The sequence below is a fragment of the Serpentinicella sp. ANB-PHB4 genome (assembly GCF_031432315.1).
GTDB lineage: Bacteria > Bacillota > Clostridia > Peptostreptococcales > Natronincolaceae > Serpentinicella.
In genome coordinates this window covers 218,945-243,003 of sequence record NZ_JAVKGO010000001.1, presented here as the reverse complement: position 1 = coordinate 243,003, position 24,059 = coordinate 218,945, and the positions used below count along the sequence as shown (strand labels likewise).

The window sequence follows — 24,059 nt, the reverse complement described above, 5'->3', positions numbered from 1 at the left end:
TTAAATCTATAAAGTCAAAACCGAGATTCTTCGCTGATGCTCAGAATGACAAGTGAGAATCTAATTTAAGTCTACAAAGTCAAAACCGAGATTCTTCGCGGTGCTTAGAATGACAGGCTAGAATCTAATTTAAATCTATAAAGTCAAAACCGAGATTCTTCGCTGATGCTCAGAATGACAATCTAAGGTCTATTTTGGGTCTGCAAAATTTAAATTGATATTCTTCGCGAAGCTCAGAATGACAAACCGGCATGCATAATTCTATAGAATGACCCTAATTAAGGTTACAATACATTATTATATTATCGATTGAATGATTTAAAGTGCATTTTTCCTTTTTCTTTTGTATTTATTTGTTTTGGTGTAAGGGCTTCTTTTGCATCGTCTAATTCTCTTATCATTTTTACTTCGCAGGCTGGGCAATATTTGTGATAAGCAGATAAAAGCAAACAATTACATTTGATACACTGTATATTGAGAAATTCGTTGGGCATTTCTACTAAACGGCCATCTTTTACGAAGTTATTTATCACATGAACGGGTATGCCAAGTCTTTGCTCCATTTCATAGGAAGTTGCGCCTGGAAATTCTCTTAAATAGTCTCTAATTTGTTCAAAAACTTCTTCTATTTTTTTATAGCAGCTTTCACAGTATTCGTGAAGGGATTTTTCATGTATTGGTTTTCTACATTTCCTACAAGCTCTTATAGATTTTTTCATGCCTTCACTTCCTTATTTTATGTTTTTATCTTTAATATATTATATCATAATTATTGGTAAAAGAACGTTTTTATGTTTAATTTTAAAAAGGAATTTATAATTGGACTTTAGGCCTATTTATTGCCTTGGAAATATTTAAATTTCAACATTTAATTATATAATTAGATAGGATTCCTCATTATTACTAGGGATTTTGTCTAATTGTGGATATTTGTGGAATACTCCATCAGGCATGATTGAATAAATAACAAATTGTCCCTCTTTAGCCACTTTTGTTATGACTTAAAAAATATTTATAATGTTATTTCACCAAAACAAAAACAGCCTCCGTTATTGAAGCTATTTTTGTTATAATTATCATTAATCTTTGTTTGCTTCTAGGGCTTGGTAAAGTTTTTTTATGGCTCTTTTTTCAATCCTAGAAACATAGGATCTTGATATGCCAAGGGTTTTTGCTATTTCTCTTTGGGTTTTACTGCTTTTTTGGCACAGTCCATATCGCATTTCTAAAACGATTTGCTCTCTTTTTTTAAGTATGCTCTTCATTTTTTCGTAGAGTTTTTTTACTTGGAGCTTTAGCTCTACTTCGTTTATAACTTCATCCGTGTCTGTACCTAATACATCTATTAGGGATATTTCATTTCCTTCTCTGTCTATGCCTATAGGTTCTTGCAAGGATACTTCTGTTTTTATTTTTTTACTTGATCTAATTGTCATTAAGATTTCATTTTCAATACACCGCGCTGCATATGTGGCAAGGCGGGTGCCTTTTTCTCGATTAAAAGTGGTAATGCCTTTTATTAGTCCTATTGTTCCAATAGAGATAAGGTCATCTACGTCAAACCCAACATTTCCATATTTTTTAACGATATGTGCTACTAAACGTAGGTTACGCTCTACTAAAATATTTCTTGCATCTTCGTCTCCTTGTTCAAAAAGTGCTAAGTACTTTTCCTCTTCTTCTTTGGAAAGTGGTTTTGGAAAAGAAGTATTGCTCGATATATATGAAACGGCCAACACTATGGGATTTGTTATTGCTGGTAGTAACCCTACTAATACACCTAACATTTTAAAATCTCCCCCCATATCTTTAAAATTGTGAAAAAAATAAATTGGTCATATTAAAATAATATGAGGGTATTGTGTTATGTGTGCATGTACGGAACAATTAAAATTTCAATGCTTTGTCTATGTTTCAATTTGTTTTAAAATAAATATAGATACTTCTGTACTTAATAAAAAAATAAAGTGCAAGATTGTTCTCTTGCACGAGGAAATTGCATCATTAGGTTTAGTCGAATAAATATAAAAAATATACCTTCCCTGCTTCAAATTTATCGACTTTCAAGTTCATCTATTAAAAATCTTTATTTTTTTAAAATTCCAATTGTATTAACTTTTCTACTATTTCTTTAAAAACTGGTACTGCAACTCTGCTTCCAGATTGTCCTGCTTCTATAAACACTGTAATTGCATATTTAGGATTATCTATTGGATAATAGCCTGCAAACCAGGCGTTATTTTCTTGGTTACCTCCACGCTGGGCAGTGCCAGTTTTTCCTGCAGTCACCTCTCCTAATTCTTCTACTCTTGTACCTGTTCCCTCTTTTGTGACTGACTGCATCATTTCTTGAATTTTATTTGTTGTTTCTGAGGTAAGTACCCTTTCTTCTTGTTGAGATATAGCTAAAACTTCTAGTAGATTATTTTCATCGTCCACTATGTCTTTTGTTATATAAAGTGGTTTTTTAACACCATTATTGGCTATAATTTGTATCAATTGATTAACTTGTACTGGAGTTGTTTCTACTTGCCCCTGCCCCATTGATATATTTCCTATTGCTCTGCCAAGTAAATGGTCTCCAGTGGGTAGTGCACTTGATATTTTAACCAAACCATCTAATTCAAAATCTCCTAATCCTAAGCTTTTGGCTCGCTGCTTAATTTTTTTTCCACCTATTTGTTTTCCTAGTTGTATAAAAGTAGAATTACAGGATGAAGCAAAGGCTTCTTTGAAGGTAAGGGCTACTTCTCCGTCTTCATGATCATGCGCCATACAGCCAAATCCATCTTCTACGCCCTTACAGTAGAAGACTTGGTCTAGGGTTACAAGATTTTGTTCTAATGCCTCTATAGCTAAAATTATTTTAAATATTGAAGCTGGGCTGTACGGGCTTGTTGCTTTGTTTATAAGTTCCCTATTATTATACTGATTTGTTTTATTTGGATTGAATTTTGGTGTGCTTGCAAGGGCAAGTATTTCTCCTGTTGTCACATCGGAAATAACGACAGCGCCATTATGGTTCTCCTTTTCTAAGGCCTCCTCGGCTATTTCTTGTATGGAATGATCAATGGTTAACCGTAGGTTTTTTCTTATTTCTTCATTATGTACCATAACACTCCCTTGGGATGGCACAATTCTTTTTTTTCCATCTAAGGTAAATCTTTGTTTATATGGAGCCCCCATCAAAATGTGATTAAAAGATGCCTCTACACCAGTAATACCTTCCTGTGTGTCATTATGTAAGTAGCCTAGAAGATGGGGGGCTAATTGATCACTATCATACCTTATAAATTTATCAACAACAAAAACCCCTCTCATTGCAATGATTTTCGGATCATTCCAGTTGACTGTAGGGTCTAGCAATGTTAACTCTTGGGTTGCTCTTACACTATTTGTTAATGATTGTACTTCTTCTCTTGGACTAAATTGCATTAGTGTATTTAGATTTTCTTCACTTGCGTTAAAAATTCTTCTGTCTACTATTATCTTTCTTTCATTTGTTTTATTCGTTAGTTGCTTATAGTTTCTGTCTAATATATTACCACGACCACAGTCTATGTTTATTTTGTATCCGCTTTGATTATCGGCCATATGGCTATAGTAATCATGCATAATCACTTGTAGATAAAACAACCGCATCACTAGTAAAAGTAGTAATGCGCTTGATATATATCCGATTGATTTAAGTCTATTTTTTGTTGTATTCATTTTTCTTTCTTTTTCTTTTCTTTCTTTTCTCATAGGTAAACCCCCTGACTATTGTTATTATTAACAAATAATCTAGGGGGTAAACTTAGTACTTAATTTAAGTTTGATATATTTTGAATAAATCCAGATGGGTGTTACTTTCGAATGAATTCGAAACTGCTTTATTTAAAATATTATTCTTTAAGAAGTTCAGGATAACAAGCGTTTATTTTAATTGTTGTTCTTCTTTAAGTTCTTTTCTTAAGATATAGTAGGGTTTTAGGTCAAAGGGTACTTTTATTTTTAAAATTTGTTTTGGGTGGGGTGCTACTTCTACGACATTCCCTTCTTTGTCTGTCATTTCTCCTACTTTGGTTTTGTATTGTACTTTTCCTGGTCCTATGATTTCGATCTCATCACTACTATAGAAACGATTTCTTTGCTCTATTGTAGCAATTTGGGTTTCTTTATCATAGTCTAACACAAGTCCAATAAATTGATATCCTCGAACATAGCTTTTATTGCTATCATAGATATGATCTGTATGATCTGGTTTGTTAAGATAAAATCCTGTTGTTAAATCTCTATGACTAACGGTTTTTATTTCATGTAACCAATCTTGTTTAAAGTGCCAACTGTTTGGATCTTCGTAATAGGCATCAATTGCCATACGGTAAGCCCTAACAACAACAGCAACGTAATAGGAAGTTTTCATTCTGCCTTCGATTTTTAAGCTATTAATCCCGGATTGAATAATCTGTGGAATGTACTCGATCATGCATAGGTCCTTTGAATTCATAAAATAAGTTCCCTTTTCATCTTCAAAAACTTGAATGTATTCCCCAGGGCGCTTTTCTTCTACTAGGTGGTAGTTCCAACGACAGGGTTGGGCACACTCACCTCGATTGGCATCTCGTCCCGTCATGTAGTTACTTAGTAGACAACGTCCGGAGTAGGACATGCACATTGCTCCGTGGACAAAGGCTTCTAGGTCTAAGTCTTTGTCAATGTGTTCTCTTATTTCTTTGATTTCTTCAAAGGCTAGTTCTCTTGCTAGCACAACTCTTTTTGCACCAAGTTTATGCCAAAAATTTATGGTCATATAATTTGTATTGTTTGCTTGGGTACTAATATGTACTTCCATGTTTGGCACTATTTCTTTGACGGTAGAAAATGTACCTGGATCAGCTACGATAACCGCATCTACATTTATTTCTTCTATAGCTTTTAGGTATTCTGGTAGGGCATCTAGGTCTTCATTGTGGGGGATGATGTTTGCGGTTACAAAAACTTTTTTTCCGTAAGCATGGGCAAACTCTACCCCTTCTTTTAATTGCTCTATGGTAAAGTTTTTCGCTGCGGCTCTCATACCAAAAATCTCGCCGCCAACGTAAACCGCATCGGCACCATATAATACTGCTATTTTTAGTCTTTCTAAATCTCCTGCAGGGGCTAACAGTTCTACTTTGTCCATGTAATCCCTCCTACTTTTTATAACTAATCGCTACACCATCACCTATTGGCAAAATACTCGTTTCTAATTTGGGATGATGACTTATGTAGGATAAGTAGTCTCTCATTCTATTTACGATGGTTCTTTTTCTTCGTGTGACTAAGTCATCCGTTGCAACCATTCCTTTGAATAGGATGTTATCGGAAATGATAATCCCACCCTTTTTTAGAAGCCGTAGACAATCCTCAAGAAACTCATTGTAGTGTCCTTTTGCGCCATCAAGAAAGATCAGGTCATATGTTCCCTCTAGATGTTTTAGTACTTCCAGGGCATCCTCTTTTATGATTTTTACTTGATTTGCTATACCGGCTTTTTCTATGTAATTTAGTGCTAGCTCATACATTTTATCATCCCGTTCTATTGTTGTGATGTGCCCATCTTTTCCCATTGATTCAATAAAAATCATTGAGGAATAACCTATTGCCATACCTACTTCAAGTACTTTTTTTGCTTGTACTGATTTTGTTAGCACTTTGATTAGTGCTGCTACTTCTTTGTGAACAATGGGTACATGGTTATCATTAGCGTACTGCTCCATTTCTTTCAATAGTCCTTCTTGATCCGGAAGTATTGAACGAATGTAATTCTCAACGTATGAATGTGTGATTTCACTCAAGCATACCACTCCTTTTTGAGTAAAAAACAGTCAGGATACGATGTGTATCGTACACTGACTGATTTGTTTTCTATTTTATACTTCCATAATTACTGGTAATATCATCGGTCTTCTTTTGGTTTTGCTATATAAGAAATCTTTTAAGCTGTCTCTAATTGCATTTTTAAGTTGAGACCACTCAGTGATATTTTGTTCCTCACATTTTTGTAGGGCGGTTTTAATGACTTTTTTCGCTTCTTCTAGTAAGTATTCTGACTCTCTTACATAAACAAAACCTCTTGAGATAATATCTGGTCCTGCTGCTATTTTTCCAGTTGCTTTATTGATTGTTACAACAACCACCATTAGACCATCTTCAGAAAGATGTTTTCTATCTCTTAGTACGATGTTACCTACGTCTCCTACTCCTAAACCATCTACTAACACTCTGCCGGATGGTACACTGCCATTTAGTTTTGCAAAATTCTGTCCTATTTCTAATACGGAACCGTTTTGCATCGTAAATATATTTTCTTTATCCATCCCTAAACTTTCGGCTAGTTTACCATGTTGTTTAAGATGTCTAAACTCACCGTGAACTGGCATGAAATATTTAGGTTGGGCTAATCGATGCATTAATTTCAGTTCTTCTTGACAAGCATGGCCGGATACATGAACGTCGGCTAAACTTTCGTATATTACGTCAGCACCTTTTTCAAATAGTTGATTAATCACTCTTGTAACTGACTTTTCGTTACCTGGAATTGGTGTTGCTGAAATAACAACTGTATCTCCTGGTCTTATGTCTAGTTTTCTATGATCAGAGCTAGCCATTCTTGAAAGGGCTGCCATTGGCTCTCCTTGGCTTCCTGTTGTTACGATTACGATTTCATCATCGTTATATTTATCCATATCATTAACGTCTATGATCATCCCATCTGGTATATTAAGGGCTCCTAGCTCATGGGCTACAGAAACAACGTTTACCATACTTCTACCAGACACGACAATTTTTCTATTGAATTTAAATGCGGCATCTACAATTTGTTGTATACGATGTACGTTTGATGCAAAGGTTGCTACAATAATACGGCTAGTTGTATTGCCAAAAACCTTTTCAAAGGTTTGACCAACACTTCTTTCAGACATTGTCGTTCCTGCTCTTTCAACATTTGTACTATCTGCCAGCATTAAAAGAACACCTTTTTGACCTAGTTCTGCTATTTTATGCAGGTCAATCATATCCCCAATTGGTGTGTAGTCAATTTTAAAGTCTCCTGTGTGAAAAATAACTCCTAGTGGCGTATGTATTGCCAGTGCACAAGCATCAGGAATACTGTGGGTTGATATTATAAACTCAACATCAAAAGTTCCAATGGTTACTTTATCTCCTGGATCGACTCTACGAGTGACAACGTCGGACATTTTGTGTTCTTTAAGTTTAAACTCTACAAGTCCTAATGTTAATCTTGATCCATAAACCGGCACATTAATTCGTTTGAGTACATAAGGTAGTGCCCCGATATGATCTTCGTGACCATGGGTTAATACAATTCCCTTTACTTTTTCTTGATTTTTAATTAAATAAGAAATATCTGGGATAACAATGTCAATACCAAGCATTTCGTCCTCTGGAAAGCTTAGGCCACAATCCACAATAAGTATCTCGTCTTTATACTCTATTGCAGTCATGTTTTTCCCAATTTCATTTAATCCTCCTAATGGTATGACTCTAATTTTTTCTGTTTTACGATTCAATGCTAAATCACTCCTTTTAATTTTTCCGTACGTTTTTTTAAAGTTTTATTTTATATAAAAATAGATTTATCTATCATTACATTCAAGTTTGTTTTTTATAATTAAGTTATAATTTTTATAATTATAGCGCTTTTTTATATAGATAGTATGTAGAATAATTTAATTTTTTATCCCTTGGTCATTTTAAAATAGGTTATAAATAAATGCGAATTTTATATACTTGAATTATTAGTCAAATAAAAATAATTGTTTTCTCATTTTAAAACAGTTAGGATATTTCCACAAATAAAAAAGCCCGTAGAAGTAACTACAAGGCTAACAGCATTTTGAACAAAATCCGAAAAATTTAACTTTATGATCATGTATTTTAAAGTCGTAGTTTTTTTCAATTTCTTCTTCAAGATGTTCTAATAGATCTAGTTCTACTTCTATAATATGACCACATTGCTGACAAATAAGGTGATGATGTTGGTGGTCATCATCGTGGGTGTTAAGCTCATATCGGCTGCAGCCATCGTCTAAATTAATTTTTGATATTATGGAAAGCTCATCTAATAGTTGTAAGGTTCTATAAACAGTAGCTAATCCAATCTCTGGACAATTAACTTTGACTTCATCATATATTTCCTCTGTAGTTAGATGTTTCCCTTGACTATTAATAATTACTTCAAGGGTTGCTCTTCGTTGAGGCGTTAATTTTAAGCCTTCTTCTTTAAGTTTTTCTTTAATTGTCTCTAATAAATTGTCCACATATATCACCTGCTATTCTCAATTAAAAACTCTTTTCATGTAGTATTATATCTATATTTAAAGGGTATGTCAATGTTTTCTAATTAAAAAGACAAAGATGGGCATAAGCCCATCTCTTTTTAAATATACTGTTATTTGTTACTCTTCTTCTCGGCCTATTTCTTCTTCAACTATAGCTTCGTATGCCGCAACAACGTTTGTATATTCATCATCATCTTCTAGCGCTTCTAAAATATATTCGCCTTTTCCATCTTCAACTAATTTAAATATGTAAGCATCCTCTTCTTCATCTGCGTCTACTGGAGAGAGAATCGCATATTCTTTTTCTTCAACTTCTAAAGTCATAATTACATCAAAATCTTGCTCAACGCCATCCTCATCGACTAGCGTAATTAAATCATCTCTTTCTTCCATTTTAAAAACTCCTTTCTATTCTTAAGCTTATTTGTATTATATACCAAATTTCAAGAAAAAACACTAATTTTTATAATTAATTTGTTTGTTGTCGATCTAAGTAACCTTGTAAAATATAAACTGCTGCCATTTTATCTATAACCGCTTTTCTTTTTTTACGACTAACATCCGCTTGGATAAGTGATCTCTCGGCTGCTACGGTACTTAATCTTTCATCCCAGTGTACGATTTCTATGTCGAGTTGTTTTTTTAAATCCTCACTAAACTTTAATACCTTTTCTCCCTGGGGTCCTAATGTTGCATTCATATTTTTAGGTAGTCCGATAACAATTTTTTTAACATCATTTTGTGTTGCTATTTCTTTTAGCTCTAAGAAATCCTGTTTTTTACTTTTTCTAAATATTGTTTTTAAACCTTGGGCTGTCCATCCCATTAAATCACTTAATGCTACACCGATTGTTTTGTCTCCTACATCTAATCCCATAATACGTTCCATGATATTCCTCCTAAATTACCTTAATGCAAAAATGCGGACAATATTTTGCACAATAACCGCATAATACACATTTGCTATGATCTATTTTAATTTGAGTTGATTGCTTTGATAAAGCTTTATGGCTGCATGCCTGTATACAATTTTCACAAGTTTCGCACCAGTCTTGAATAATTAATTTGCGATTTTTTTTGTTAATTTTATTTAAAATTGCTGTGTCAATTTCTTTTTTCAAAGTGGTCAGTACATTCGCTTGGATTTCTTCTATTGTTTGCATCCCTATTGCAACGGCGTGTAAAGGTTTTATATTTAATACAAATTCTAAGCATTTTTTATAGTCTTTTATAAAGTTCCCCCCACCTAGGGGTTTCATGCCATAAATACCTTTGCCTTGTTGGTAGGCTTGTTCTAAGGTTTTAAGCATTGTTTCTATATTTCCATCTTGTATACCTAGTCCAAACATATTAACGATTGGATGGAGTACTTCTATTTCTTTTATTTTTAAAGATGCTTCTACAGCTTCAATTCTATGGGTTGATAAGCCTAAAGCTTTTATATACCCTTGTTCTTTTTTTCTTATAAAATATTCTAAGGCTTCATAGTGCCCTCTTATTGTATGTATACTCTCTTGCTCATGTAATAAAAATATATCCACATAGTCGGTATCCATTTCTTTTAGTGCTTTATTTAAGCTTGCTTCTGCAGTCTCTTTACTATAAGCGTAGGATTTTGTAGCTATAACCAGTTCCTGCCTAGGTATGTTTTCTAATGCACATTTTATATGGTCATAGGTTTCGTACAGCTCTGCTGTGTCTAGAAAGTTTATTCCTTGCTGTAAGGCATAGGTCAAAAGTCTACCGCCCTCTTTTGGACTTAGGTTTGCTTGTAGTGGGCCCATTGTTAATGTTCCAAAGCATAATTTTGAAACATTCAACAGGGTATTTCCCAGTTTTATTTTTTCCAATATTAAACACTCCATAGGTAATGAATGCTATGAGAAAATTCATGGCTTCATATTAATTAAAATATATGTCTTTGTAGTTAAAATTCATTTTCTAAGTGGTAAATAACTAAATAAAGCAATGGTACTAAAAGATAAATACTTGTTGTTGCTGCTGCTACAACACCGGAATCATTTACTAAGAAAACAAGTATACAAGCTAGAATAATACTATTCCAAGCCACGGTAATGTCAGGGTATTTTCTTTTCATTTCTTTTAAAATACCTTTTGGTTTATAAAACAATATGCCTAATACAACTATCGCCGTTAGCAGCACTCTACTCCAGACAGTTACATTAATCAGGCGTAAGTTCATTGAAATTTTCCGAGTTAGAATTTGAAACATCACTTCTATTCCTTGATCATTAACTTGACTGATTGCCCTGGCTAAATGGGACTTTGAGTCAACTAAAAATAGATCAATGCTAGCAATTATTCCTACAGTTAATATTATCATTAAAAGGATAAAGTAAATATGTTTTATTTTTATATCAGTATTTTTTAATTTTAAGTATGTAAACATAAAAATAAAGGCAGCAGTAATTGTTCCTCCAACATTTGCTCCGAATATAGGGGCACTTATTAGTACTAGGGCTATAAAAAATAATGTAGTTATTTTTTTAATGGAAGTTCTGTACCTTTCTCTAATACTACACAAGAAAATAAGGTAGGATCCGATTAATATGCCTAGATATTCATTTCCAAGTCCATAGTAACGGGCGCCTATTATAGGGTCGTAGCTTAAAAGTGATTGTTTTAAAAGTTGCTGTCCAAGCAAAATATCCGTTAGTATACTTAAAGATACCAGTCCTGTTATTGTAATGAACAATTTAAGCGGGTCTCTTTTAGCAACTATGTTTGCAATGTAAATAACGACTAAGGGCAATAAAATAATTAGAATATAGGTAAGTGCCACGCTAGTAATACGGAACATCGGTATCATCAGCATTGCCCAAGGCATCAGCCCACTTATTAATAACAAATCTAAAATGTATTTTCGTAGTTTATTTGTTATTTTTTTTGCTAAAAAATTATTGTTGAGTAAAATAACCAATATTGCTAACATAGCTACAATTATGTGGAAGGTTGCATAACTATATAGCACATTGTATCTATTCGTTGAAACAAAAACAGTTTTTTCGTTTAGACCTAAAATGTAATCTACTTGGTTTATTTCTTTTATACTTGTTATGGGACTCCCGGTCATTTGTTTAAAATCTATATTAAAATGTTGAAGAACCGTCGGTGCAACGTCTATATTCCCAACGATTCCTTTTCTTCTTGTTGTATTTGAAGTAAGTAACCCAGCTACATTTTCTTGACCAAAATACAAGATTGGCGTAAGTCTATCCCCTTGCTCTGAATAAACATTTGAAGGATATGGGGATAGAATCATAACCGGCGTGCTTTTTGGGGGAGTTGTGATGATTTTTTCAATAAAGTCTGCAAGTTCCGTTATCATCTTGTTTTTATGTTGTTGGTATAATTCTTCTGTCAGATTTACTGCGTACTCATCAAGTCTCCATGTATCTCCAGTTTCAATAACGATAAAATTATTTTTTTCATATGATTTTTGAAAAGCATCATATAACTTAGTATAATCTGTTTTAAATCCCATGGGACTCGCAGGGTCTATTTGAATGAACTGATCTTCTATTTTTGATTGAGCAATATAACCTTTTTGATCCATAGCAATGAATCCTGCTGGATTAAAATTGCTGTCTTTTAAAATATTGCTCCCTAACAGGGCTGTACTTAAACCATTTTGTGAAAGTGTTTCACCAAGGTTTCCAGGTATAGCACCATAGTCTCCCCTAGTATTTTGACTAATTAAATTATTTATTTCTAAATTTACAGCACCTTCTTCTTTCAAAAGGCCTGTCCTTCTTGAATATATTTCTGAAATTTCTTTTTTTAATTGACTAAATTCCGCTGTTTTTTTATCTGCTTCTCCTCTTGTTCCAGCCCCTATTGTAAGATAAGACTTAGGATCACTTTGCCTTCCCGGGGCCCTTGTGTTCATAAGTCCTAAGGATCCTTCATTCATTAGTTTTTTCATCTTTGGGCTTTTTAATAGATCATTATAATGCACACGGTTCATCACAACTAATACAAATTTATCATCTATAGCTTCATTTGTATTAGATTGTGTTTTGCCATGTGCAACTTGGTACTGAGAAAGTAGTAGATATATTATCACTATAAAACAACAAATTTTAGTCCTTCTCAAATCTATTCGCTCCTATTGTTTGCTAAATAAAACCTTAATAATTCCTCTAATAATTCGTCTCGTTCAATTTTTCTGATAATACTTCTTGCACTATTATGGCTTGTTATATAGGTTGGGTCTCCAGAAAGAATATATCCTATAAATTGATTCGTAGGATTATAACCTTTTTCCTGAAGTGCTTCAAAAACTGTTAAAATCACATCTTTTGCTTTGTATTCTTGCTCTTGTTCTATATTAAATTTCATTGTGTGATTAAATTTTTCAGACATGTTATTCTCCCCTTTCTTATTTTTTTCATTTGTATCTATATTATACCATGTCAAATTGATAATTTGCAGATTAGATTTTAATAATTAGAAATTGCATAATAAAATTCATATTAATAATGGAATTAGGAATTTCTTCTTGTATTTTATACAAAAACCTCCAAGTAGATCGTCTGTTTACTAATTAGACGATCTACTTGGAGGTATCCTATGTCTATTTGTTCTAGTGAATATTTAGATTTATTTAAGGGATTCTATTAAAATTTGTTTTACTTTTTCTAGGGCTTCATCAATTTTTTCTGGATTTTTACCACCGGCTTGGGCCATGTCTGGTCTACCACCACCGCCACCACCTGTTATTGTAGCGGCCTCTTTTACAATTTTACCAGCGTTAAGTCCTTTTTGTGTTATATCCTTTGTCACGATTGATACAAAATTCACTTTTCCGTCTATTGTTGATGATAGCAGAATTACACCTGATTGTAACTTATCTTTAAGGGTATCTCCTAGTTTCCTTAAATCATTCATATTTTGGTCGGAAACCTTTGTTACGATTGTGGATACGCCGTTAATTTTTTCTGCTTTATTTATTAAATCATCAACTGAACCAAGGGAAATTTGACTTTTTAATTTTTCAATTTCTTTTTCTTTCTCTTTTATATCTAGTAATAATGCATCTAATCTTGATAGCATATTTGTTGGTGTTGTTTTTAAGGCCTCTGTGACTTTATTAATTGTATCCTGTTGTTTTTTTACATACTTATAAGATTCTAGTCCTGTAATTGCTTCTATTCTTCTAACTCCAGAGGCAACTCCACTTTCATTTATAAGTATAAACAGGCCAATTTCACTGCTATTTTCAACATGGGTTCCTCCACAAAGCTCTATGCTTTCATCTCCCACTTTTACGACTCTAACGATATCCCCATATTTTTCACCGAATAAGGCTTCTGCGCCTAATTGTTTTGCATCTTCAGGGGATGTTTCAAAGGTTTGTACCTTTGATGCCTGTAGTATCTTTTCGTTTATTTTATGTTCAATTGTATTTAATTGTTCTGGTGTTAGTGATTCAAAATGAGTAAAATCAAATCTTAATCTATCCGGTGTTACAAGGGACCCTGCCTGTTGAACGTGATCACCAATAACTTCTTTTAGAATCTTGTGTAGTAAATGAGTTGCAGTATGATTTTTTGAGGTGTTATTTCTATTCAGCTCGTTTACTTCGGTGTAAATTTCATCCCCTACTTGAATAGTACCTTCTTCTCCAACTACAACATGGTGTGTTTGATTATTAGGGCCTTTTTTTGTATCTATAACGCTGCCTCTAAAGGTTTGATTATAAATTAATCCTGTATCACCAACTTGACCACCACTTTCTCCATAAAAAGCACTGCTTTCAAGTATAACGGTTCCTTTTTGGTCTTTGTTTAATTGTGATACGACTTCATTGTCTACTACAATCGCATTTATCTTTGTTTTATTTTTAATGTCATTGTAGCCCACAAATGAAGTTGTGATTTTTTTATCTAGGGTTGTATATACATCTTCTTCCCATCCTGCTGTATTATTGCCTGTACGGGCTTTTCTTGCTCTTTCTCTTTGTTTGTTCATTTCATCGTTAAATCCAACTTCGTCTACATCTAAATTTTTCTCTTCTAGTATTTCTTTTGTTAAATCAAGGGGGAATCCATAGGTGTCATATAGTTTAAAGGCATGCTCGCCTTTTAAAAGTTTTTCGTTGTTTAGCTCTAATTCCTTAACAAAATTATTTAATATTTCTAAGCCAGCATGAATTGTTTCTTGAAAACGTTCTTCTTCTACTTTTATTACTTTTGTAATATAGTCTTGCTTTTCAACTAGTTCTGTATAGGTTTCGCCATAGGTTGCAATTACTGCTTCTACAACATCATTTAGGAAACTATCTGATTTACCTAGTAGAATTCCATGTCTAGCTGCTCTTCTTATTAAGCGTCTAAGTACATAGCCTCTACCTTCATTGCTTGGTAAAACCCCATCACTAATCAAAAATACAATTGAACGGATGTGATCCGTAATTATTCTAATGGATACGTCTGATATTTTATTTTCATTGTATTTTGTATTCGTATGTAAGCAAACTTTATTTAAGATATGTTTCATTGTGTCGATTTCAAAAATTGAGTCTACATTTTGCATAATACAGGCAACACGTTCAAGGCCCATACCCGTATCAATGTTTGGATTTGGTAATGGATTGTATGTCCCTTCTTCATCTTTATCAAATTGGGTAAATACATGATTCCAGAATTCTACATAACGGTCGCATTCGCAACCAGGCTTACAGTTTGGATCGTTACATCCAAATTTTTCACCACGATCAAAATAAAGTTCTGAACATGGGCCACAAGGACCTATACCTATTTCCCAAAAGTTATCTTCTTTTCCTAGCCGTACAATTTGTTCTTTTGGTATACCTATTTGTTTTTCCCAAATTTCGAAGGCTTCGTCATCATTTTCGTATACGGTTGCCCAAAGTTTATCGATAGGCATTTGTAAGTATTCTGTAACAAACTCCCATCCCCATTTTAAAGATTCTTCTTTAAAATAGTCTCCAAATGAAAAATTACCTAACATTTCAAAAAAAGTAGCATGCCTTGCTGTTTTTCCAACATTTTCAATGTCACCAGTCCTAATACATTTTTGACATGTTGCCATTCTATTTTTAGGTGGTTCCTCTTTACCAGCAAAATAAGGTTTTAATGGTGCCATTCCTGCATTAATTAATAATAAACTCTTATCCTTTTGCGGTACTAGGGGGTAGCTTGGTTGTACGAGGTGTTCTTTAGATTCAAAAAAGTCTAAAAAAAGTTTTCTTAGTTCATTTAATCCTATGTTTTTCATGAAGCGCCTCCTTATTTTACGAAAAAGCCCTCATCCTTTGGACGAGAGCAATTAATTCCATTAAATTTACTTGAATTATATAGAATAACAGGATTTTTGTCAATATCGGTTAATACTTAACAATTAATTTTAGTATATGTTTAAATAACACTTTTATAACAGCAGCTGTTGGAACTGCAATTAACAGACCAATTATGCCGAAAAAACGTCCACCTAATATAAGGGATAGCATTACAAAAACAGGATGAAGTCCTACACTCTTACCTACGATTTTAGGTGCTACTATACCACTTTCAATCTGTTGAATCATTGTAAAGGTTATGATTACCCAAAGTGCTTTTAGTGGTCCATCCATGAGGGCAAAAATAACGCCTGGTATAATACCTATTACGGGACCAAAATAGGGAATGACATTCGCTATGCCGGCTATAATGCCTATTAAGACAGCAAATTCTACTCTAAGTATTAACATAGCTACTATTGTAAGGACACCAATAAATACTGCGACGGTTAGTTGTCCTCTAACAAAGTTGCTCAATACTTGGTCAATATCTCTAGCTATGGTCAGGGTGACTTTTCGACATGATTTAGGGATTAATAAAATAATTCCTTTTTTAAATTTATTTTTATCTTTTAAAAAATAAAAAGTAATTATAGGAACTAATATTAGCCCAACAGCCTTTGTGAAAATAGATAATAGACTTTCTGTAACTCTAGACAATAGGTTGAAAATAGTATTTTGAAAACGACCTATATTAACAGTTAGTAAATTTTTAACTGCATCTAACTCATCTGGTAATCTTTCAAAGTTTTTAGCATACTTCATATATAGGTTATATAAATAATCATAGCTTTCATTGCTGTACTTAGGGAGTAGTTCAATAAGATCTTTTATTTCTTCTACTATGTGGGGTATTAACGTAATGGAAAATATAAATATACTTATGGCTATACCTAGATAAACAAGCAAAACAGATATAAGTCGACTAATGCCCTTATTATTTAAATATTGCACAATTGGATTTAATAAATAGGCAAAAACAAAGGCAAAGATAAATGGTGATAAAAGCTGTAATAGTACCGCTCTAGCTCTGAGCATAAATGCTAGCAATAAAATAATTGTTAAGCCTATAAATGTAAATAATAAATGCTTTTTCGTTATACTTATTCTTTTATTTTCATCTACATGTTGATTCCCAATATGTACTAAATAATAGAGGAAGCCACAGATCAATATTATTAAACCTATTTGTATTAAATAGTTTAATATATCTGCGATTACATTCTGACCTAGGAAAACGTCAATATTTCTTGATGTTGTTTCCGCTACAGGATGATCCATACAATGCAACTCCCTAATGTTTAAATGGGTGATAACTCTTTGAACATATAATGAATGTGGTGACCTTATTTCGCCTTATTTATATATTATTCTTTTAATTTTAAAAAATACAATTTTGTATTGACTTAAAATTAAAAAGCAGCAAAAGCTGCTTTTTAATTTAGAATGTTGTGTCTATGAGATTGGACGCTCTTGTTAATAATTTTTGGCTGTTACTCATTAATTTTCTTCTGTTTCTTGATTTTATTGATGAAAGGGCAATAACTCCTACAGCTGCTCCAAATAGACTTCCTGCTATCAATTTACTTGGCATATTCCTCATAAAATTTCTCCTTTCTATAGAAATATTTTTATTTATTTTATTTTTTGTTATTTCAATTAATCTATGCGTAGTATTTTTTTTATTCCTCCACCTTCGTAGTAAATCTCGTCTTTATCTTCTTCTTTGATAATTAATTTATTGCTTGTAGCCTCTTCTAACAAGCTATTTTCACTAAGGACTAAAACAGAATATCCGTTATACATATTTGTAAAGAATCCTTCGTGTATAATTAATGCGTCTACTTTTCCATTATTTTGATTTATAATCGCATCCCTAACAATCCCCACTAATTCTCCGTCTTTTGTATAAATTTCAAACTCTGATAGTTTAAGGGGATTTTTATAAAGTTTTAGAATATCATCTCTTTGATCTAAACCTATCAGACTTTTAGCATTAAGTGTTATGACACCGTTATTAGTAAAATTTAAAATTTTGTTATAACAGAGAATTTTCTCTTTATCTTTTGAGATAAAGGTATGTTGAACTAAAAAAGCCACTACACTTAAATTCTTATAAGAATAGATAGGTTCTTTTATAAAGTAAGGCATAATTTGATTGTTTTTGTTTAATACTTTAAGACCAATTACCTCACTGATGCGCATTTTGAATTCCCCTTTTTTTTAGGCTTTGTTTTATTTTTTGATTTAAAACAAAAAAAATGCAGGTATAACCTGCATTTAAAGTAATAGTTTTCTTTTTTATTAATATTCTTCTTGTATATCGTCATGATGATCATGGTCATCATCAGGATCGAAGCCTTCTAATTCTTCAAAATATAAATCGTTTTCTTTAGCATACTCATATATGGCAGCTTTAACAGCTTGTTCTGCTAAAACGGAACAATGCATTTTTACAGGTGGTAAACCATCTAGGGCTTCTGCTACTGCTTTATTTGTTAGGTTTAATGCTTCTTTTACGGTTTTTCCTTTTATTAATTCAGTTGCCATACTTGATGTTGCAATGGCAGATCCACACCCAAAAGTTTTAAACCTTACATCAACAATTACGTCATCTTCAATTTTTAAGTACATTTTCATAATATCGCCACATTTAGCATTTCCTACTTGTCCAACTGCATCTGCATTATTTATTTCTCCTACATTTCTTGGATTGGTGAAATGATCCATTACTTTATCACTATACATTATTATTTCCTCCTTTTACTCCTTCATACAAAGGTGACATCTGTCGTAATCTATCAACAATTTTCGGTAACTGTTCTATTACATAATCTACTTCTTCTGTTGTTGTGAAGTCGCCTACTGTAAGCCTTAATGAACCGTGGGCAATCTCATGACTTAAACCTATTGCCATTAAGACATGAGAAGGATCTAATGATCCAGAAGTACATGCTGAGCCACTTGACCCGGCAATACCAACCATATCTAAACTTAATAGCAATGCTTCGCCTTCAATAAACTCAAAAGAGATATTCGCATTTCCCGGTAGTCGTTTTGTTGGATGTCCATTTAATTTGGAGTATGGAATCTTTTCCATAAGTGTATTAATGAGTTGATCTCTGAGTGTAATTATTTTTTTATTGTGTGCTTCTATATTTTCGTTAGCTAGTTCTGCTGCTTTTCCAAATCCAACTATACCAGCAATGTTTTCTGTACCTGCTCGTCTTCTTCTTTCTTGTGCACCACCATGTATCATAGGAAATATCTTTGTTCCTCGTCTAGCATATAAAGCACCTATGCCTTTTGGACCGTAAATTTTATGTGCAGAAATAGAAACTAAATCTAAACCTAGTTCATCTACATTTATAGGGAAACTTCCATATGCTTGGACTGCATCTGAATGAAAAATAATTTTATTATCTTTTGCAATTTTACCAATTTCTTTAATTGGTTGTACTGTTCCGATTTCATTATTTGCATACATAATCGTGATTAGTATTGTTTCATCTTTAATTGCTTTTTTAAGATCTTCTAAATTTATAAGGCCATACTCATCTACTTCTAAATAAGTGACTTCAAAACCTTCTTTTTCAAGATGCTGACATGTATGTAAAACAGCATGATGCTCTACTTTTGTGGTTATAATATGATTACCTTTATTTTTCAAGGCATATGCCACACCTTTTATTGCCCAGTTGTCTGACTCTGTTCCCCCACCTGTGAAAAATATTTCATCGGATTTTGTACCTAATGTTTTCGCAATTCGGTCTCTTGCTTGATCAACAGCTTTTCTTGTTTCTCTGCCAAAAGAATGTATGCTTGATGGATTTCCGAAGTGAGTGGTATAGTAAGGCATCATTTCATCTAATACCTCTTTTTTTACAGGTGTAGTTGCAGCATAATCCATGTAAACTTTTTTCATATCGCAGCTCTCCTTTTAACTTATGTCCTTTTATACTTTGTTTCTTTGTTTTTAATCATTTAGGTCATATGATAAAATCATCTTTATCTTGCATGTTGTTATAATCATCTAACATATCTTGCAATGTAATTGCGTCAATTACATCACTGATACTATCTCTTATTTTCGTCCATACAGTTCTTGTAATACAGCAGTCTTTTCTGTCACAGCCTGATGTATCATCTTCAATTACGCAGTCTGAAGGCGCCAAAGGTCCTTCTAAGGTGCGGATAATGTCTCCAACAGTAATGTTTTGGGGAGAATGTGCTAGCATATAGCCGCCTTGTGCACCTCTAACACTTTTTACTAAACCGACTTTCCTTAGACTAGCAATCAGTTGTTCTAAATAGTGGTCAGATATTTTTTGTTTCTCAGCTATGTTTTTTAGCGAAATCGGTCCTTCACCATAGTGTATGGCCAACTGAAACATGGCTTTAAGCCCATACCTTCCCTTAGTAGATAGTTTCATTTTTACTCTACCTCTCTTTAATTCCAAGTAAACTAATTGGGATTAAACACAGTATATTATACCCTACTATTTTTGTCAACATTCTCCTTTATTATTGTAATATATTTTTATATTTACAGTGATTAACATCCCATATTATATTTAGACAAATAAAAATGAGAAGTTGGGTAAACTTCTCATTTTTATATCCTTTAGCTTAAGCAATTATGTTCGATATCTTACTTACTTAAATAACTTTTAAGCGCTTCGTTCCAAGGTCTCATTGTAATATTTGAATTATTATTTAGGGATGTATTTTTAGGTCTTCGTGCTTTTGTTTCTATCTCATTAGAATTTATAGGCAAAATTTTTGCCTTAATATTTTTTAATTTACAAACTTCAAGGGCAAGTTCATACCAAGTGCAACTTCCCTTATTTGCAAGATGGTAGATACCGTGTTTTTTATTTCTAATCATTTCTTTTATTCCATAAGCTACATCGAAGGAATAGGTTGGAGAACCCCGTTGATCGTTAACCACCTTTACGATTGTGTGGTTACTACTTAAGTTTAGCATACTATTAATAAAATTATACCCTCTGTGGGAATATAGCCAAGACACCCTTACAATATAATACTGGTTCGTGCTTTTTTTTACTTCTTCCTCTCCTTTATATTTCGATAATCCATAAACATTAATTGGGTTTGGTATATCATACTCATCATAGGCAGTTAATTTATTTCCGTCGAAAACATAATCCGTACTTATATGAACTAACTCGCTACCAATTTCGTTTGTTATTTCCGCGATATTTTTTGCAGCCTTTGTATTTACATTAAATGCTGCTTTCCTCTTTTCCTCACATAAGTCTATGTCAGTAATCGCTGCTGCATTTACAACAACATTTGGCTGAAGTTCTTTTAGTATATTGTATAGTTTATCTTGGTCTGTTATATCTAATTCATTTTTTCTGTAGTTGAATACTTCGTGGTCTTGATAAATTTTTTTTAGCTCATAGCCTAATTGTCCCATCCCTCCAAGTATGCATATTTTCATGTTTTAGCCTCCCCTCTAGACTAATTGTAAATTAAAGTAAATAATCATAGGCTAGTAATATTTTTTCTGTAACCGACTCCCATAAGTAATTTTCCTTAATATGTTTTTGAAGATCTGTATTTTTACCTCTTTTTAATAATTGTTTTAGTTTTATTTCAATATTATCTATATCATAGTACTTACTATACTCAGCATAGTTTTTAAAGTAATCTTTTGTACTGCCACCTTCAGTTGTAAGAATATTACAGGCTGTTAAACCTGCTTCTAAGTTAACTAAGCCTGGTATTTCATACCAGCTAATTAGGGCATGAACTTTTGCCGCTTTATAATAATGGCATATGTCGTGATGTTTAACGATAGGTACATGAACGATGTTGTTGTTGGCGCTCATGCATAAATTAAAATAATCTGGATCATTTATTGGTCCTAGAAGCATTAGGGGGATTTCTAATTTCTTTGTTATTTTTGCAAGTGCTAATTGATTTTTATGAGGACAAATTCTTCCGACACATAAAACAAAATCTTTCATATTGTATAACTTTCTAAACTTACTTTGATTACCAGTTTCGAAAGCTTTATCGACTCCATTAGGAACTATAATATATGGATTTTTTACGTCAAACTCTTCTCTTATTGCTTCCATTTCCGTTTCGGAACTTGGTAAGATTATATCTACATTTTTAAAAACCTTGCTTCTCATAGCATTTAGTTTTTTCCATTTTAAACGTAGTAGTTCATTTTTCTTTGTGTAAGGTAGGTACTTTATTAAATTCCAATAGATTGGAGTTAAAGCAACCTTTTTTTTATATTTAATTACGTTTGATAAGTAATGATATGTATCTTCTATTCTAATTGTATTAAATAAGTGAATTAAATCGTAAGGTCTTAAATCTTCATTCAAATTACTTGAAACTGTTATGTCAATACCTCTTTGTTCTAAATATTGTTTTGTTTTAATTAATTGAATACTATCTCCTGCTAAATTAGTTTGATAGTCTCGCCTTATATACATTAGTACTTTCAATAAACGCCCCCCTCTTTAGTCAGTAATGTCAAGACAAGCAAGTGTTCAGTTTACATAATTCTATAAATTGTTTGTGGCTTTTCTGCTGGTTTCCTTGAAAAACATTCAATGTTCGATATGATTATATTTAAGTAAGTTAACATAATGCATTTAAATTTTGGAAGGAGCATATATTATGTTTAAAAGTTCAACAAAAAAAGTAATGGTATCTGTTTTAACCGCTACATTTATTATTTCATCCGTATCATTTGCTAGCGCATCAACGCATAATGTTAATAGAAGATTTGTGTTTAATAGGAATAACAAACAGATCGTAAGACTATTTGACATTCAAAATAGCACATCTGAGAACTCCCTTTTACAATCTTTTAGAAATGCATTTAGAATTAATATTCAACGAGTGCAACCCCAAGAAAACACCTCAGATTATGATGTAAATGTACCAGAAAAAGATGAAATAAACATTCCTCAAGACAAGGAAGAAGCTGTACCCGCTCCAACACCTGAAGATAATACAGTGACAGATAAGGATTCATCTGTTCCAAGTCCAGTAGTAACAACACCAGTTCCAGCGGAACCAAAATCAGATGATCCTGTAGCACCTGAAGTTACAGAAAATACTCCACATTCAAACGAGCGCCATACTTTATCTAATAAAGAAGTTAGACTTGTAGAATACGTAAATCAAGCAAGGGCTGAAGCTGGTTTAGCACCCCTAGCAATTGATGTTGACTTATCATATACTGCTAGAGTAAAGTCTCTAGACATGCATGATAATAACTATTTCTCACATACATCACCGACTTATGGGTCTCCTTTTGATATGATGAGAAGCTTTGGTATACAATACCGAGCTGCAGCTGAAAATATTGCAAGAACGCATAGTGTTGAGTCTGCTCACAATGGCCTTATGAATTCAGATGGTCATAGAAAAAATATTTTAAACCCTAACTTTACTCATATAGGAATAGGTATTTACAACGGTTACTATACTCAAATGTTTATTCAAAAATAAAGATATTAGAATAAAAAAACTGCCTTTATGGCAGTTTTTTTATATAAAATCGTTTTCCTCATCATCATATATATCTTCAAATTGTTTTGGGAAAAAATCTGGGAATGGGGCTACATCAAAATCTTTACATACATCATCAGGTAAAAATGCTTCGCATTCATCAGGCTCTGGACAGAATCCAAATGCAGGGATGAGTAGTTGTACTTCGCCTACTACTTTTACAATTATAAATACGCCTACAGCTAGAACAAGGGTTTTACTGTTATCAAAAGGATCTGCTAATAATTGTGTTGCTGTTTCAAGTACTAGTTTAAAATTAAATTCATCTCTAGATTCCGGCATAAATAGGACGATATCTTTTAATATGTCAGGTAATTGTCCTTTTATTTCAACGATAGAACCTGTTTCTATGTTTCTTACACGTAATCTGTATTTTATTACTACTCTAAATCTTGCTCTCTTAAAGTTTGTTCGGTTTGGTATTGGTGTAATTACTTCGTCAAAGATTTTTCCTGGCAGAAATTTTATGTCAACAAACTCGTATGTTCCATCACAAGGAAGTTTTACTTCTAAATTTTCAAAACACGCTCTTTGTTGACATTGTGCGTAAACTTTTTTAGCGATAATACACTCTGACTTAAAATCTGGAAGATAAGGATCAATTTGGTTCATATTATCCATTTTTTTGCCCCCTTATATATATTCTTTTCTTAGTTATACAATACCAGTATATGAATTCCTCAATATTCTGTTACATTATGTCTTTACCTTTTACAAACAACTTCATTTAAATGATAATAAAATATTTTATATTAACATAGTATGGATTAAGAAGGGATTTGTGCAATCTTAAAAAATGCTTAGATACTATTATATAGAGAAATAAATTGCAAAAGGAGGGG

23 protein-coding genes are annotated in these 24,059 nt (G+C 32.7%); 1 reads left to right on the top strand and 22 read right to left on the bottom strand.

Translation table 11 applies throughout. The features are described from left to right. Positions 1-302: 302 nt before the first annotated feature. The 21 genes from RH915_RS01295 to RH915_RS01195 form a co-directional block, all read right to left on the bottom strand. Entirely contained in the window at positions 303-719 is a 417-nt protein-coding gene (locus tag RH915_RS01295) for a hypothetical protein (RefSeq protein WP_310477446.1), read from the bottom strand. A gap of 360 nt (positions 720-1,079) precedes the next feature. After that, positions 1,080-1,787: an RNA polymerase sporulation sigma factor SigK gene (gene sigK, locus RH915_RS01290; RefSeq protein ID WP_310477445.1), complete on the bottom strand. Its 708-nt coding sequence runs from the start codon at positions 1,785-1,787 to the stop codon at positions 1,080-1,082. 307 nt (positions 1,788-2,094) lie between these two features. Next, the gene (locus RH915_RS01285; RefSeq protein WP_310477444.1) at positions 2,095-3,744 is read right to left on the bottom strand and encodes a peptidoglycan D,D-transpeptidase FtsI family protein; all 1,650 of its coding nucleotides are present in this window, start codon (positions 3,742-3,744) and stop codon (positions 2,095-2,097) included. 172 nt (positions 3,745-3,916) lie between these two features. After that, entirely contained in the window at positions 3,917-5,164 is a 1,248-nt protein-coding gene (locus tag RH915_RS01280) for a peptidase U32 family protein (RefSeq protein ID WP_310477443.1), read from the bottom strand. Positions 5,165-5,174: 10 nt separating this feature from the next. Beyond that, positions 5,175-5,828, bottom strand: coding sequence for an O-methyltransferase (locus RH915_RS01275; protein WP_334307722.1), 654 nt, complete (start codon positions 5,826-5,828; stop codon positions 5,175-5,177). Positions 5,829-5,894: 66 nt separating this feature from the next. Further along, positions 5,895-7,556 carry a ribonuclease J gene (locus tag RH915_RS01270; protein ID WP_310477441.1) on the bottom strand — a complete coding sequence of 554 codons (1,662 nt, stop codon included), beginning with the start codon at positions 7,554-7,556 and terminating at the stop codon, positions 5,895-5,897. Positions 7,557-7,871: 315 nt separating this feature from the next. Next, positions 7,872-8,306, bottom strand: coding sequence for a Fur family transcriptional regulator (locus tag RH915_RS01265; protein ID WP_310477440.1), 435 nt, complete (start codon positions 8,304-8,306; stop codon positions 7,872-7,874). Positions 8,307-8,444: 138 nt separating this feature from the next. Beyond that, on the bottom strand, positions 8,445-8,720 hold the full coding sequence (locus RH915_RS01260; protein WP_310477438.1) for a DUF1292 domain-containing protein: 276 nt from the start codon (positions 8,718-8,720) through the stop codon (positions 8,445-8,447). Between the two features lie 76 nt (positions 8,721-8,796). Further along, the gene (ruvX, locus tag RH915_RS01255) at positions 8,797-9,216 is read right to left on the bottom strand and encodes a Holliday junction resolvase RuvX (RefSeq protein WP_310477437.1); all 420 of its coding nucleotides are present in this window, start codon (positions 9,214-9,216) and stop codon (positions 8,797-8,799) included. 10 nt (positions 9,217-9,226) lie between these two features. Beyond that, the gene (locus RH915_RS01250; protein ID WP_310477436.1) at positions 9,227-10,177 is read right to left on the bottom strand and encodes an aldo/keto reductase; all 951 of its coding nucleotides are present in this window, start codon (positions 10,175-10,177) and stop codon (positions 9,227-9,229) included. Positions 10,178-10,254: 77 nt separating this feature from the next. Beyond that, the gene (locus RH915_RS01245; protein WP_310477435.1) at positions 10,255-12,444 is read right to left on the bottom strand and encodes a hypothetical protein; all 2,190 of its coding nucleotides are present in this window, start codon (positions 12,442-12,444) and stop codon (positions 10,255-10,257) included. A gap of 2 nt (positions 12,445-12,446) precedes the next feature. Beyond that, complete coding sequence (locus RH915_RS01240; protein ID WP_310477434.1) at positions 12,447-12,713, bottom strand: IreB family regulatory phosphoprotein; 267 nt, start codon at positions 12,711-12,713, stop codon at positions 12,447-12,449. Positions 12,714-12,950: 237 nt separating this feature from the next. Beyond that, positions 12,951-15,590: an alanine--tRNA ligase gene (gene alaS, locus RH915_RS01235; protein ID WP_310477433.1), complete on the bottom strand. Its 2,640-nt coding sequence runs from the start codon at positions 15,588-15,590 to the stop codon at positions 12,951-12,953. Between the two features lie 109 nt (positions 15,591-15,699). Continuing rightward, positions 15,700-16,932 (bottom strand): AI-2E family transporter, encoded by a 1,233-nt coding sequence (locus RH915_RS01230; RefSeq protein ID WP_310477432.1) that lies wholly within the window; start codon positions 16,930-16,932, stop codon positions 15,700-15,702. Positions 16,933-17,092: 160 nt separating this feature from the next. Beyond that, a complete protein-coding gene (locus tag RH915_RS01225) occupies positions 17,093-17,254 on the bottom strand; it encodes a hypothetical protein (protein ID WP_310477431.1) in 162 nt (53 codons plus the stop codon). A gap of 56 nt (positions 17,255-17,310) precedes the next feature. After that, a complete protein-coding gene (locus RH915_RS01220; protein ID WP_310477430.1) occupies positions 17,311-17,856 on the bottom strand; it encodes a PRC-barrel domain-containing protein in 546 nt (181 codons plus the stop codon). 99 nt (positions 17,857-17,955) lie between these two features. Further along, positions 17,956-18,402 carry a Fe-S cluster assembly scaffold protein NifU gene (gene nifU / locus RH915_RS01215; protein ID WP_310477741.1) on the bottom strand — a complete coding sequence of 149 codons (447 nt, stop codon included), beginning with the start codon at positions 18,400-18,402 and terminating at the stop codon, positions 17,956-17,958. Beyond that, entirely contained in the window at positions 18,392-19,576 is a 1,185-nt protein-coding gene (nifS, locus tag RH915_RS01210) for a cysteine desulfurase NifS (protein WP_310477429.1), read from the bottom strand. The genes nifU and nifS overlap by 11 nt, the downstream gene beginning before the upstream one ends. A gap of 64 nt (positions 19,577-19,640) precedes the next feature. Next, entirely contained in the window at positions 19,641-20,084 is a 444-nt protein-coding gene (locus RH915_RS01205; RefSeq protein WP_310477428.1) for an RrF2 family transcriptional regulator, read from the bottom strand. 218 nt (positions 20,085-20,302) lie between these two features. Continuing rightward, a complete protein-coding gene (gene rfbD, locus RH915_RS01200) occupies positions 20,303-21,118 on the bottom strand; it encodes a dTDP-4-dehydrorhamnose reductase (RefSeq protein WP_310477427.1) in 816 nt (271 codons plus the stop codon). A gap of 31 nt (positions 21,119-21,149) precedes the next feature. Further along, on the bottom strand, positions 21,150-22,142 hold the full coding sequence (locus RH915_RS01195) for a glycosyltransferase (RefSeq protein ID WP_310477425.1): 993 nt from the start codon (positions 22,140-22,142) through the stop codon (positions 21,150-21,152). Positions 22,143-22,317: 175 nt separating this feature from the next. On the opposite strand from RH915_RS01195, the gene RH915_RS01190 reads away from it, so the two are divergent. Continuing rightward, entirely contained in the window at positions 22,318-23,157 is an 840-nt protein-coding gene (locus RH915_RS01190; protein ID WP_310477424.1) for a CAP domain-containing protein, read from the top strand. Positions 23,158-23,196: 39 nt separating this feature from the next. Here the strand turns inward: RH915_RS01190 and RH915_RS01185 are convergent, their stop codons facing one another. Beyond that, positions 23,197-23,838, bottom strand: a complete 642-nt coding sequence (locus RH915_RS01185) for a hypothetical protein (RefSeq protein ID WP_310477423.1) — start codon at positions 23,836-23,838, stop codon at positions 23,197-23,199. Positions 23,839-24,059 lie beyond the last annotated feature (221 nt).